Source organism: Fibrella rubiginis (assembly GCF_017353185.1).
Classification (GTDB): domain Bacteria; phylum Bacteroidota; class Bacteroidia; order Cytophagales; family Spirosomataceae; genus Fibrella; species Fibrella rubiginis.
On record NZ_JAFMYV010000016.1, the window covers coordinates 54,584 to 67,898 of the forward strand.

A 13,315-nucleotide genomic window follows, 5' to 3' on the forward strand; every position below is an offset into this window, starting at 1 on the left:
CAACTAGTTTTCACATTCGTTCAATAATTATGGCGGAGGCACCACCGCCGCCATTGCAGATGCCTACAGCACCGTAGCGACCCTTTTTTTGGTGCAGCACGTTGGTCAGTGTGGTCACGATACGCGCACCCGATGCACCCAGTGGATGACCAATAGACACGGCCCCGCCGAACACATTCATTTTTTCCTGCGGCACGCCCAACACCTCGCTGAATGCAAGTGGCACCACCGCGAAGGCTTCATTCACTTCGTAAAAATCAATTTGGTCGGCGGTCAGACCTGCCCGTTCCAGCGCCTTGGGTACGGCTTTGGTTGGGGCGGTGGTGAACCACTGCGGCTCCTGCTCGGCATCGGCAAAGGCCAGAATACGAGCCAGCGGTTGCAGGCCCAACTCAGCGGCTTTGGTGGCACTCATGAGCACGAGCGCGGCGGCCCCATCGTTGATGGTCGACGCGTTGGCTGCTGTCACGGTTCCGGTTTTGGTAAAGGCTGGTTTTAGGGCCGGAATTTTGTCGTAAAACACATTTTTGAACTCCTCATCTTCCGACACCATCACCACTCCTTTTTTGCCTGGCACTTCTACCGGCACAATTTCTTCTTTGAAAACCCCCGATTCGGTGGCGGCTTCCGCACGGCGATACGACTGTACGGCGTAGGCATCCTGCGTTTCGCGGCTGATGTGGTAACGCTCGGCAGTGGCATCGGCAAAGACACCCATGGCGCACTCGTCGTAGGCGTCCAGCAAGCCATCTTTGGCCAGACCGTCGACTAGTTCGGCGTTGCCATATTTATAGCCGAAACGGGCTTTGGGCACGTAATACGGCACATTCGACATGCTTTCCATACCCCCGGCAACGATTACGTCGGCCAGGCCAAGCTGGATTGTCTGGGCGGCCAGCATAATGGCTTTGGTGCCCGATGCACAGACTTTGTTGATGGTGGTACAGGGAATATTGGCGGGCAGACCAGCCTTCAGGGCGGCCTGCTTGGCCGGTGCCTGACCCACGTTGGCCGACACCACATTACCCATGTACACTTCCTCGACCAGTTCGGGTGCAACACCAGCTTTCGCCAGCGCTCCCTTGATAGCCGCCGCGCCCAAATCGGTGGCCGACAGCGTAGATAACGTTCCACCAAAACTACCGATAGGTGTGCGCACGGCGGCAATAATAACGACTTCCTGCATACTAGATGATTACTGTTTGTTGATGACTATTTACCAGCGTCCGGCCGTTCCGGCGCTGCTGCGATGAAGCTGCCGCCGACGAGCCAAGGCGTAAGGGAGGTCGTCGTTTTGTAGGGCGTCGAGCAACCGACGAGCCTGTTCTTCGGTCATGTTCACGTTCCGAAATGGATTCAGCTTTGCCTGTTGCTGTTCCGTCTTTTCCACCTGCTGCGACACCTCCTGTTGGGCTGTAGCTGCTTTTTTTTGAGGTTTCGGCTGCCGTTTTTTACCCGAATAGCGTGGTTTTAGCCACTCATAATTCAGGCGGGCGGCCTTATTCTCCGGGTCGCTGAGCAGGGCCCGCTGAAACTGCGAAAGGGCCGTGGCCGTGTCGCGGCGGTAACAGGCAAGCACGCCCAGTTGGGCCGACGCGATGCTGAAAACAGCGGGTGTCACCGAGCCACTGACTAACCCATAATGGTAGGAAGCGGGCCGGAACCGATGCAGCCGGAAATACATGTGAGCCACGGCCAGGTGTTCAACTGCCGACACAGGTTGTCCGGTTTCGAGTACCGTCCGAAACTGCGCCAGCGCCTGCTCATACCGCCCCTGACGATAGGCGATGTTGGCCTGCTTGCGCGCCTGATTACGCCGCGAAATCAAGCCCAGCTTCGACTCGGCCAGGAACGTACCACTCAGCACACTGTCGCCCACAACGGCACTCCCCAGTGAAGGAAGCAGGACGAAAAACAGGGCTAGGCGAACGAGAAGGACCATACTGGCCAAAATTACGGAAAAAGGGTGAGGCTACAGCCGAAATGTACGCACGGTGATGAGCACGTCGAGGGCAATGAGCACCAATGCCACGCCCAGAAAATAGTAGTACTTATTGGTCGAAACTGCCAGTCGCCGTTGGTCGATGGTGCGGCCCGGCAAGGATCGCAGTGCCGATGCCACCTGATCGGCCACGCCGTCGGTGCCATCGAAATAATAGCCCGGCGTGTTCCGAACCAGCGCACGCAGCCAGTCGCGGTTGAGGCGGGTATGGGCAATTTGTCCCTGCTCGTCTTTAACGTAAGCGCTACCTTCGCGTATAGGTCCACCGGCGTCGGTACCCATACCAACAGCCAGCAGCGCGACGCCGTATTGCCTGAACTGAGTGAGCATCGTTGGCGCACAGGGGCCAAAGTTTTCGCCATCGCTCACCAGCACCACCGCCTGCGTATGGGTTTGCGTGGTCGAGTCGGTCAGCAATTTCTGTCGGGCCAGTTCAAGAGCAGCGCAAAGGCTGCTGCCACCCGTTGGTTCGGCCTGAACAGCCCGCAACAACTGACCGAGGGCGGCACGGTCGGTGGTGAGCGGCGAGAGCAAAAACGCATCGTCCGACACCAGTATAAGGCCAAAACGGTCTCTGGACAGCGAATCGAGCAGTTGCCCAACGGCGAATTTTGCCCGCTCGAGCCGGGTAGGGGCCACGTCAGCGGCATCCATCGACCGCGACACATCGAGCACCACAAATACGTCGCGTCCCTGCGCGGAGACGCTGTGCGTCGTTTCGCCGAAGAGCGGACCGAGCAGGGCAATGAGCAACATGGCCAGCGCACCGGAACGCAGCACAAATTTGGGTACCACAGCCCAGGGAGTCACGTTCAGCAGCCTCGCCAGTCGAAACGAACGCACGAAATAATAGACATAGAGCAAGCCAAACACGCCCACGATACCCCACTCTGTCGACGAAAATGGATATAACCAGCTCATTCGTTCTTTTTTTGCACAACCTGATTTTGGCTATTAGCTTACTCAGTGCCAACCCTTTGACGTTTTTTTGCCACCAAAACAGCCAGCCTGTGTTGTTGCGAAAATAGGTCAATGCAAAAGAAAAACGGCTTTTTGGGTTGCGTGGTGCTGTAAGGCATCCTATATTTGCACCCTAATCAAACGGAAACGGGCGATTATCAGCCGAGTGGAGAGATGGGTGAGTGGCTGAAACCAGCAGTTTGCTAAACTGCCGTACCCGCAAGGGTACCGCGGGTTCGAATCCCGCTCTCTCCGCCACAGTGTAAGTGCCCGTTTTTTTAGTTAGTAGCGTAAATTTGTTTTTCGGGGTGTAGCGTAGCCCGGTATCGCGCCTGCTTTGGGAGCAGGAGGTCGTAGGTTCGAATCCTGCCACCCCGACCAAAATGAGTTTAAAGTTTAACGTCTAAGGTTTGATGTTTTTCCCGAAACGTCAAACATTAAGCTTGAAACTTTAAGCTCATTTTTTTTGGTCCCGTAGCTCAGTTGGATAGAGCATCTTCCTTTAAGTTAGGAGCCATTGGTTTGGAAACGGCCAATGGGATGTTGTCAAATTCGGCGAACCCTTCCTGTTTTGCATGTCGGATACAGTGACAATTTGCTTGTAGGCTTACGAGCAGGTTTTCATTACAAAACGAGAGCAGACAGATGGTAACGCCGAGCCAAGCCCGAAAGGGAAGGTGTAGAGACTCGACGGCAACTACCTAAATCTGAATTGGTAAGGTAAAGACAGAGTCCAGACCCCAAAGTAACGTATATCGTTATGCAATGAAAATTGTAGTGGGTAAGCTAAGAAGGCGGTCGTTGGTTCGAATCCAACCGGGATCACATTTTGTACTATTAGGCTAATCATGATTTGAGACGACATGCTCAAAATCAACAGATTAGCCTTTTTTTATGATTCAGAACCGGAAAAGATTCATAAAGTAAAACGTTAATCAACTGACGCGGTTTATTGTATCTCCGGATAAAAGCGAATTAACTTTCACTGACTGTAAAAAACGCATAGGTAGCCGACATTAAATGTCTGCTTAAAGCCCCCGTGTCCACGCTCGTTATTACCGTGTATTGCTACAATAGTCAGTAGTTAGTTCATTCGATGGAACAGTGGGGGTTGTCAGATTCGTATGAATCTAGCTTAGGGGCAATTGCGTTTGTATTCGTTTACTGAACGCTTTAACCACTTAGTTGTATGAATCTTTTCGTCAATTTATTTGATCGTTTCGACCGCCTTGATACGCGTATGAATCATTGGCTGGTCGCCCATAGTATCCCCTTGCTCCGTATCGGAATGGGCATCGTCTTTTTGGTTTTTGGTGCCTTAAAGTTTTTTCCGGGCATTAGCCCCATCGAAGATTTAGCCACCCGTACCACCCAAGTACTTACGTTTGGCATCTTGTCAGGTCATAGTGCCATGAATTTTGTTGCTGGGCTTGAATGCCTCATCGGGCTTAGTTTTCTGACGGGCCGGTTCTTACGGGTCGGCGTCTGGCTGATGGCGGCTCAAATGATCGGGGCTATGTCTCCGCTGGTATTGTTTCCCTATGAATTGTTTCATAGTCCTTTTCCAGCCCCAACTCTAGCTGCCCAGTATATCATTAAAGATATTATTTTGGTGGCAGCGGGTATGGTTATTGCTTCCACCTGGACGGGTGCCCGAATTGTCGCTGAACCGAAGAGTTTCCGCAATTCTCTAGGTAAGCCAGTGCCTAAAGTGCAGCGTAGTTTACAGCCTTCGCTTCAAGATCAGACGACCTACTGAAACGGCATTAGTAGTCCGGCTCCGGCAAGAAGACAAAGATGCCTTTCACAATCTCTTTGGCTATTATCGAAAGGAATTGCCTTGGCTAATTCAGCGACGGTCTGCCGTTGCGGTTAACTACGCTTCACTATCAGACATTCCGTCAACCATATTGTCATCCGCGTTTTATTGTTCTTTAAAATGCTGATTAACATATAGTTAATCAGACAGATTATGATCTAACCAGGATCACCTTATGAGGTAACCACCTAATCTGATATCAGCAGAAAAGCCACCTTGAGAAAGGTGGCTTTTCTGTTGATTGTCTATTATTTAACGCCGCTTGCTTACGGTTTGGGGACGGGTGAAGGGCGGTTGTCGTAGGAGTTGAAAGGCATCTTCGTCGCCCAGCATAACCGCCCGACGCAGGTCGTTTTCGGCCTGGCTAATTTGCCGGAGTTCAATGCGGGCGCGGGCACGCCACCGGTAGGCATCGGGGCGTTCATCGCGGATATGCCAAACGGCTTTGTCAAACTCGCGGAAAGCTTCTGTATACTGCTCCGTTTTATAGAACGCCATCCCCCGGTCGAGGTAACAGTCGGCGATGGTGTTGTCACGGTTGAGGGCCTGGGTAAGGTCGTAGATGGCCGAGTAATGGTTGTCAAGCAACAACTGGCATTTCCCCCGGAAGGCATACGCCACCGCCGAATTCGGGTGTTGTTTGACCGCGTCGTTGAAATAGTCAAAGGCCTCATTAATCTGCCGGGCTTTGATCTGCTGAATACCTGTCTGAAACCGACGGGTGTCTTTATCCGTCGCCGTCTCGTGATCGATCAGGTAATAGCGGAGAACCAGATAGATAACAAACAGGAATCCCAGTGCTGCGACTTCCATACCGTTGACTCGTCGTTTTTGAGAAGGCTAATTTACGAATTTCGATCCAACCGAACTGCCATTGGCTACTATTCGGCGGGCGAGTGGCTAAGCAAAAGGCGAGTGGCTTTGGGTAACCCGCTCACCACCAGTTCATACGAATGGTCGATCAGTTCACGGATCATAGCATCACGCAGGGAGCCATTGATGGTAACGGTGTTCCAATGGCGCTTGTTCATGTGGAAAGCCGCCTCAATGGCATCGTGCTCTTCGCGCAGTTCGGCGGCCCGCTCGGGGTCGCACTTCAGGCTAACCCGCACCGGACGAGTGTCTATATCACTGAGCGCAAACATTTTACCCGCCACTTTAAACACCAGTGTCGTTTCGTCGAACGGCGTCGACTCAGTTGTGGCGGGTTTGCCCAGGCAATAGGTTCGCAGTTCGTCGAAGGTCATCGAACAAAGGCTCGGTAGATCATCACCAGTACGCAAATGAGGAACATAACGATCGAAATACGATTGATTCCGTGCATCATGCGCAGGTTCACGTTGGAGGGCTTGCTGGGGTCTGGCTTACGAAACACGTTCAGGAAGTAGCTGAACACAGGCCCAATTTTGAAATAATCGGCTAAACGGCTCACAATAAAGTTGTTTTGACGTGTGATGAAGGGCGTTTAAGGTCTAATGGTCAATGTCCAACGTTGTGCCGATCTTGGCTTACGCCTTCATAGTCCTGCGTTGGACATTGACCATTAGACCTTAAACGCCCTCCTATCATATAGCCATTTTTGCCCCGAAAAGGTTTACCAAACGGCCTGTATTTGACCTCTTTTTCACTATTCGTCCACCTCGATTCCCGGCTCAATCCAGCGGTTGTCTTCTCTGATCAGTTCGATCAATTCGTCTACGGCATTGGCAGCGGGGACCGATTTTTTGATCACCTGCTGCCCGCGGTATAGTGCAATTTTGTCGCGGCCAATGCCTACGTAGCCGTAATCGGCATCGGCCATTTCGCCGGGGCCGTTAACGATGCAGCCCATGATGCCAATCTTAACGCCCTTGAGGTGTTCGGTCCGCTGCCTGATCTGGGCGGTGGTTTCCTGCAAATCGAACAGGGTACGTCCGCACGATGGACAGGAGATGTATTCGGTTTTGGTGATGCGCGTCCGGGCGGCCTGCAAAATACCAAACGCCAGGCCGTTGAGTTGCTTCTGCTCCTCGAGGTCAGCGGCAGGACCGCCGCTCGGTCCGGGCCGGGTTGCTTCCAGCAAAATGCCGTCGCCAAACCCGTCAATGAGCAGTCCGCCTACGTCAGTGGCCGCATAGAGGGGTAATTCGGCGGTGGGCAGATCGGTATAACGACGTTGAACAACTACCGGCAGGGTCAGTTCACGATTGACCAGTTCGACAAACAGCCGCCGCAGTTCAGGCATGGCGTGGCTGTTATCGGTGAAGACAACGCCCACGATGTTCCGGTCATTTTTGAACGCCGCCGCCAGTTCATCGGTCAGATCGGCCAGGGTAAACCGTACAAAGTTAAGCCGAATATGAAGTCCCTGTTGCTGTTGCCGGGCCAGCAAATACTGGTCGACGGTAAGCATAGGCAGCACGTTCAACAGGTCGGGATGGCTGCGCCAGATGCTATAATCGACTATTTCTTTCAGACCGTTGGGCAGCATGAAACCGGCCGTTTGCGCACCCGTGTAGAGGTAATCGGCCCCCAGATCGTTCATACGCCACTTATCGGGCAGGGGCAGGTAGAAATGACCTACCGCCTTCAGCACGTCTACTTCCTGCACTGGTGTCTGGCTGTAGTCGGCCAGCACGCGGGGTACGTTGCTACCACCAAAATTAGCTACCTCCTGCGTTTGCCGGCGGGCATACGTAAACGGGTCATAGGGCAGTTCGGTAAGAGCCGGAATGGGTTTGGCCGTTTCGGCACGGTGGGTATAGCGGTCAATCAGCGCCTTCGCCACGGGAGCTTCAAATTCCGGATCTTCGGTCAACGACACACGCACGGTATCGCCCAGGCCGTCTTCCAGCAACGTGCCAATACCCAGTGCCGATTTGATTCGACCATCTTCGGCCTCGCCCGCTTCGGTCACGCCCAGATGCAGCGGATACGGTTTAAGACCCTCCTCGCCAAGTCGTTGCACCAGCAGTCGGTAGGCCTGCACCATCACCTGCGGGTTGCTCGACTTCATCGAGAGCACTGTATTATAGTAGTTTTCTTCTTCGCAGATGCGCAGAAATTCCAGTGCCGACTCCACCATGCCGATGGGCGTGTCGCCGTAGCGGCTCAGTATCCGGTCAGAAAGCGAACCGTGGTTGGTACCAATGCGCATGGCCGTTCCGTATTCTTTACAGATACGAATCAGAGGCAGGAATTTTTCGCGGATGCGCTCCAGCTCGGCGGCATAGCTCGCCTCGGTGTAGTCGATATGTTCGAACCGCTTCCGGTCGGCGTAGTTACCGGGGTTGATACGTACCTTTTCTACCACACGGGCAGCCAGTTCGGCGGCGTTGGGCGTGAAGTGAATATCGGCAACGAGGGGGGTGGTATAGCCCCGCGCCCGGAGTTCTTTGCGGATGTTTTCGAGGTTCTGCGCCTCTTTCACGCTTGGTGCCGTAATACGTACGTATTCGCAGCCCGCCTCGATCATGCGGATGCTCTGCTCTACCGACCCTTTTGTATCCATTGTGTCGATGGTGGTCATCGACTGCACCCGAATTGGGTAATCGGAGCCCATCGGCACGTCGCCAATGTTGACCGTAATGGTCTTGCGACGGCGGTAGTCGGTCAGCGAAGGCGCATAAAGGGCGGGCGCTTCGGCGTCCTGGCTGGTAAAGGCATTGGTCAGAAAATCGAGCATGAGCGTGGCATTGTATAGCGCCACAAAGGTAACAAAATCGCTTGCAAGCCTGTTCGGCTACGCTACCCTTACTACCGTGGCCTTGCCCCCGGCGCGTTCGATAGCTTCAGCAACAGACCGGGCATTGTCGGGGGCATAAACAAACAGCGACCCTCCCCCACCCGACGTGTTGATCTTACCACCCAGCGCGCCAGCCCGCAGGGCCACGTCAAGAAGCCGGTCTACCCGGGCCGACGAATAATGGCAGGCGTCGCGCAGGTAAGTGTGGTGTTGGGTAAGCAGTTGGCCTAGCCGGGCGTGGTTGAGGTGGGGCGAATGAAACAGCGACAGGGCGTCGGCGGTGAGGTCGCGGCTGGCGAGCGTGGCCTTCAGTAACAGGTATTCGTCTTTACCCAGCTGGTCTTTGTATTCGGTGGCCTCGGTAACCGTAGCCGTGTGCAGCGAAAAGGCGGGGTTCATCTGTCCAACCCGTTCCAGCACGTCGTTCATGATCAGTCGGTTGCGCGTCACCGGACTAGCCAGCGAGTTTACCTCCGGCACTGAATCGGGCGTCTCGGCCACCACAAAACTGCCCAACGCAACAGGCAATGGCTGCACGGAGAGGGTTGGGCTGGTAGTTAGGCAAAGCACCCCGCCAAGGGCCATGGCATACTGATTGGCCATACTGGCCGACTCCCCAAACTCACGCACTTCAGCCGCGTGCGCCAATTCAACCAATGCCTTACTCTCCAGTTGCTTAGGTTGATCGGCCAGTTGGCTAAGGACGCCAATCCAGTCAAGAATCATGGCAGACGCGCCACCCAGATCAGCCGACAGTTCACCCTGAAAGCTGCCCTCGATACCCTGGCTGAACGTAAACCCCTCGCGCAGCAGCACATTGGCACAGGCCCGCAGATAGTCGCGGCTGTGTTCGTATAGCAGTGGCACACCGTCGAACGGAACGCTTAGGCGACTCTCGGGATTGGTTAAGCGGAAACGAAAGCCCGGAGGACCATGTCGCCAGGCGGTTAGCTTTAGTCCTACCGACAGGGCAGCCGTAATGATTGGCAGGCCCAGGTAGTCCTGGTGGTCGCCGAACAAACAGATTCGGCCAGGAACAGAGACAATAACGGGAGCAGTCAAGAGTAAAAAGAGGTTTCTGCGGGTGAAGGTGCCGTTGAGAACAGGATACTTGATAGCAGAAACGTGGTTTTTTCGTCCATCTACTCCCGTGTACATCCGCACAGTTCTACAACCGTTTGTCAGAGTACGCTGTTGTACATTAGGGGTAAGATTGTAGTATTGCCCCGTCAATCACGAACCAATCGGTATGGCAGACACAGACAAAAGTCTTGGTGAAAAATTAATGGGATTCTTCATTAAAGAAGACCCCAACGCGCAGCAGAGTAGCCCACCAGGGGCTACGCCGCGACCCGGACAGATGCCACCGACCCCTACCGGGCCACCCGTGTCATCGTATTCTCCGCGCACTTCGGGAGCAACGGCAGCCGGAACAGGCAGCATCGATACGAAGTTTGTGGACCACTTTGCCTCGGTTCTAAGTAAGGCCAATTTACAAGGGCCGGACTACTTCGAGTTCCGCGAAATTCTGCGCAACCTCAGCAGTCTGGGTTTGCCCGAAGACAAGCAGTTTCAGGCCGCCTGGGCCAGTTTCAAAGCTATGGCCGGAACTGCAGATCCGCAAACACTTGCCGTAGCCGCCAACCAGTATCTGACGGCGCTGACGGCTGACCGCGACGCGTTTCTAAAAAGCGTAGAAACGGCTATTCAGGACCGTGTGGGTGGTTTGCAGGCCGAGCAAAAAAAACTCCAGGCCGATAATGACGCCATTGGCAAACAGATTGCCGAATTGCAACAGCGACTAGGAAAAAACAACGAACGGCTGGCCCAGATTGGTGGTGAAGTGACGGAGCAAAGCACCAAGATCAACCAGAACCGGGCCAACTTCGAGGCTACCTACACCAACTTCACCGAACAGATCAAAGCCGACGTGGCTAAGATTGGCTCTTATCTTAAATGAATTACGATGTACGAATTACGACTTACGATTTATTGCTTACGCCAGCGCAGGTTTACTCTGGCGTAAGCAATAAATCGTAAGTCGTAATTCGTACATCGTAAATCCCTACTCGTAAATCATAAAACACATGGCTTCTCCTGATTTTTCACAACTCGCTGGCGGCAACTCTTCGGAGGGAACCAGCAAAGGCTCCTTCTGGAGCCGTCCCGAAGGCATTGCGGGCATGCTGGCACTGGCCGGTATTGGCGCACTGGGCCTGGTTTATTTCAACCGGATCATGGAATTTCTGATCCGCGCCACCGAAAATACGCTCTACCTGGCGGGTTTGCTGGGTGTGCTGGCTCTGCTCATCTTCCTGTTCACCAGCCGCGACGTGCGCACGGCGGTGTTTTTCCTCTTCAAAACGTTCATGCGCAAAATCACCGGCGTGGTGGTTCAGCTCGACCCCATCGCCATCATGAAAATCTACGTGCAGGACCTCCGCGAAAAGCGCGAGAAAATGCAGGGACAGATTGATACGCTGGCGGGGCAGTTGGTGAAACTGAACAAGAAGATCAACGAGAACAACGACAACATCAAGGCCAAATTTAACGAGGCCAACAAAGCCAACGAGCTGGCTGCCACCCGCCCCGGCATGAAGGAAGCCGCCACCCTGGCCACTATGGAAGGTGCGGGCCTGCAGGAAATGAACGAAAAGCTGCTGCCCCTTCAACGCAACATGAAGCTCGTACTCGACTTTATGGAGAAGGTGAACAAATCTGCCGATTACCTGATCAAGGAAACCGACATCAAGGTAAAGCTGAAAGAAACTGAATACCAGATTGTTAAGGAAAGCTCAAACGCCCTGAAAACCGCCGTCAGCATCTTCAAAGGCAACCCCGACAAGAAGTTTTATTTCGACGAGTCGATGGAGTACATCCAGGATGATATGAGCAAGAAGCTGGGCGAAATGAAGCGGGCCATGGACCTGTCGATGGACTTCATCAACGGTGTAGACATCCAGAACGGCATGCTCTCCGACAAGGGCCAACAACTGCTGGAAGCCTACAATAAAGGCGAGTTTTCGATGGTACAGCTCAACCCTGCGTCTGCCAACCAACTCGATGCCCCCGTTCAGGCTCGCGTGATCAACCCACCCAAAGACGAAAATTACCGGAGCCTGTTGGATTAACATGCCTTCAACGTCTAAAGTACAATGTGTAAAGTTGCTTCGCGCTCAGAATACCAGGGTGAAGCAATATTGAACGTTGAACCTTGGACGTTGGACCTTGAACTTTAAACTTTGAACACCCATTTTCATGCAACGCTTAACCACCGCAGGTCGCCTGCTGATTACGGCCCTTATCATTGGCCTTATTTATTTAGGACTAAAATACGTAGCCGGGATTGACCTGATCCAGAAATTCCGGGCGGGCAACAAAACCGAGCAGACTACCTCGTCTACGCTGCCTTCCAACGAAGACCATACCGCACCCGATGCCACCGGTTCGGCCAGTAGCGAGGCCAGTAGTGAAGCCACGGCTACGTCTGATGACAAATCGTCGGGTACGTCGAGCGAGGCGAGCAGCAATGGCGCTCGTCCGGCGTTTAATTTTCAGGCAGCAGAACCCGTTGGCGGCAAGCTAAAGGGGGTAGTAGAGCTTGGGGCCAGTGGCTTCAACTCGTTCATTGTGCGCATCGACGATCAAAAACGCTGGAAGCTGGAAAAAGCTGATTTTGGCAATAGCCTTGTGCTGGAAAATATGGCCTCTGACCTCGATATCCGGTCGGGTTTGAAGCAGTACATCAGCAATATGCTCAACTTCGGCGTCAATGGTCGTGAGATCCAGTTTGTGGTTAGTTCGGGTGCATTGAAGGCCGAAACCACCCAGAAAATCATCAAAAACCTGAAAGCACTGAACTACGTGGTTAACACCGTAACGCCCGAACAGGAAGGCCGACTGGGTTTGCGGGCAGTGCTGCCACCTGAGTTCGACGATAACGCGTTTGTGGTGGATATTGGCTCGGGCAACACCAAGATTTCTTGGAAAAACGGCGGCAACGTGTCAGCCGTCGAAACGTACGGTGCCAAGTATTTCCAAAATGGCGACGACGACGCTAAGGTCTACAGCGAAGTGCAAAGCAAAGCAAAGGGGGTGCCCGGTAGCCACCGTAAAACGTGCTTTATCATCGGTGGCATTCCCTTCGAATTGGCCAAGCAAGTACGCAACGGCAAGGAGCGGTATACGGTCCTGAAAATGCCCGCCGATTACAAAAGTGAAAATGCCAAACAGAAAGCTGGTTTAAACATCTATAAAGCTGTTGCCGACGCTACCGGCTGCCAGCAGTTCGTCTTCGACTGGGATGCCAACTTCACGATTGGCTACTTGCTGAGTCTGAAATAGTCGGATAACGAGAGCCAGAATTGCTGACGCACCAAGGACCTGAGTTAGCAACCCGGACTCTCTGCTAATCTCTTCGGGTACCCACGAAAAAAGCCGCTTCATCAGCGGCTTTTTTCGTGGTGTCTATCTACGAATCCGTTGATGATATCCGGCTGCGCTACTGACTTTCAGACCATAGTAAAGCAAGAAGTTGGCCAACAACTGAATCACAATTGACACAGATCATCTTTATATTGATGTGCATTGCGGCCATGTCGCTTGTAACTGAGACGCTTCTTTTCCTGGGTGGTATGTTGTCTTTTTTAGTCAGAACAAGAGGGTCGTTACTGCATTACCAATGAATTTACTGGTAAAGTACAATTGGCCAGAATGAATAGTACCAGGTAGTCAGTATTTAGGCTCTTTCTGCCATGGCCTTTGCCGATTTTTCAACATTTTTGCCCTGTCGTTGCCCGTTCATACAACC

The 13,315-nt window shown here is 53.3% G+C and carries 12 protein-coding genes and 2 tRNA genes; 6 read left to right on the top strand and 8 right to left on the bottom strand.

Annotation, left to right across the window (positions count from 1 at the left end):
• Positions 1–10: 10 nt before the first annotated feature.
• Genes J2I47_RS24130 through J2I47_RS24140 form a run of 3 tightly spaced genes read right to left on the bottom strand, consistent with a single transcriptional unit; the run spans position 11 to position 2,923 of the window.
• A complete protein-coding gene (locus J2I47_RS24130; RefSeq protein WP_207367188.1) occupies positions 11–1,186 on the bottom strand; it encodes an acetyl-CoA C-acyltransferase in 1,176 nt (391 codons plus the stop codon).
• A gap of 30 nt (positions 1,187–1,216) precedes the next feature.
• The gene (locus J2I47_RS24135; protein WP_207367189.1) at positions 1,217–1,942 is read right to left on the bottom strand and encodes a hypothetical protein; all 726 of its coding nucleotides are present in this window, start codon (positions 1,940–1,942) and stop codon (positions 1,217–1,219) included.
• A 30-nt stretch (positions 1,943–1,972) separates the two neighbouring features.
• Entirely contained in the window at positions 1,973–2,923 is a 951-nt protein-coding gene (locus tag J2I47_RS24140) for a VWA domain-containing protein (protein ID WP_207367190.1), read from the bottom strand.
• 207 nt (positions 2,924–3,130) lie between these two features.
• Between J2I47_RS24140 and J2I47_RS24145 the strand changes: the two genes are divergently transcribed.
• The 3 genes from J2I47_RS24145 to J2I47_RS24155 all read left to right on the top strand — a co-directional run bounded on the left by J2I47_RS24145 (position 3,131) and on the right by J2I47_RS24155 (position 4,721).
• A tRNA-Ser gene (locus J2I47_RS24145) sits at positions 3,131–3,220 on the top strand.
• Positions 3,221–3,266: 46 nt separating this feature from the next.
• Positions 3,267–3,343, top strand: a tRNA-Pro gene (locus tag J2I47_RS24150).
• An 808-nt stretch (positions 3,344–4,151) separates the two neighbouring features.
• Positions 4,152–4,721, top strand: a complete 570-nt coding sequence (locus J2I47_RS24155; RefSeq protein WP_207367191.1) for a DoxX family protein — start codon at positions 4,152–4,154, stop codon at positions 4,719–4,721.
• A 312-nt stretch (positions 4,722–5,033) separates the two neighbouring features.
• Here the strand turns inward: J2I47_RS24155 and J2I47_RS24160 are convergent, their stop codons facing one another.
• The 5 genes from J2I47_RS24160 to J2I47_RS24180 form a co-directional block, all read right to left on the bottom strand.
• Entirely contained in the window at positions 5,034–5,594 is a 561-nt protein-coding gene (locus J2I47_RS24160) for a tetratricopeptide repeat protein (protein ID WP_207367192.1), read from the bottom strand.
• A 68-nt stretch (positions 5,595–5,662) separates the two neighbouring features.
• Positions 5,663–6,028, bottom strand: a complete 366-nt coding sequence (locus tag J2I47_RS24165) for an MmcQ/YjbR family DNA-binding protein (protein WP_207367193.1) — start codon at positions 6,026–6,028, stop codon at positions 5,663–5,665.
• The gene (locus tag J2I47_RS24170; RefSeq protein WP_207367194.1) at positions 6,025–6,213 is read right to left on the bottom strand and encodes a DUF6728 family protein; all 189 of its coding nucleotides are present in this window, start codon (positions 6,211–6,213) and stop codon (positions 6,025–6,027) included. The genes J2I47_RS24165 and J2I47_RS24170 overlap by 4 nt, the downstream gene beginning before the upstream one ends.
• A 195-nt stretch (positions 6,214–6,408) precedes the next feature.
• Complete coding sequence (ispG, locus tag J2I47_RS24175) at positions 6,409–8,445, bottom strand: (E)-4-hydroxy-3-methylbut-2-enyl-diphosphate synthase (RefSeq protein WP_207367255.1); 2,037 nt, start codon at positions 8,443–8,445, stop codon at positions 6,409–6,411.
• A 57-nt stretch (positions 8,446–8,502) separates the two neighbouring features.
• Entirely contained in the window at positions 8,503–9,567 is a 1,065-nt protein-coding gene (locus J2I47_RS24180; protein ID WP_229374919.1) for a galactokinase family protein, read from the bottom strand.
• A gap of 187 nt (positions 9,568–9,754) precedes the next feature.
• Between J2I47_RS24180 and J2I47_RS24185 the strand changes: the two genes are divergently transcribed.
• The 3 genes from J2I47_RS24185 to J2I47_RS24195 all read left to right on the top strand — a co-directional run bounded on the left by J2I47_RS24185 (position 9,755) and on the right by J2I47_RS24195 (position 12,849).
• Positions 9,755–10,465, top strand: a complete 711-nt coding sequence (locus tag J2I47_RS24185) for a hypothetical protein (protein WP_207367196.1) — start codon at positions 9,755–9,757, stop codon at positions 10,463–10,465.
• Positions 10,466–10,592: 127 nt separating this feature from the next.
• Positions 10,593–11,636, top strand: a complete 1,044-nt coding sequence (locus J2I47_RS24190) for a hypothetical protein (protein WP_207367197.1) — start codon at positions 10,593–10,595, stop codon at positions 11,634–11,636.
• A 127-nt stretch (positions 11,637–11,763) separates the two neighbouring features.
• A complete protein-coding gene (locus J2I47_RS24195) occupies positions 11,764–12,849 on the top strand; it encodes an acetate and sugar kinases/Hsc70/actin family protein (RefSeq protein ID WP_207367198.1) in 1,086 nt (361 codons plus the stop codon).
• The last annotated feature ends 466 nt before the right edge of the window (positions 12,850–13,315 follow it).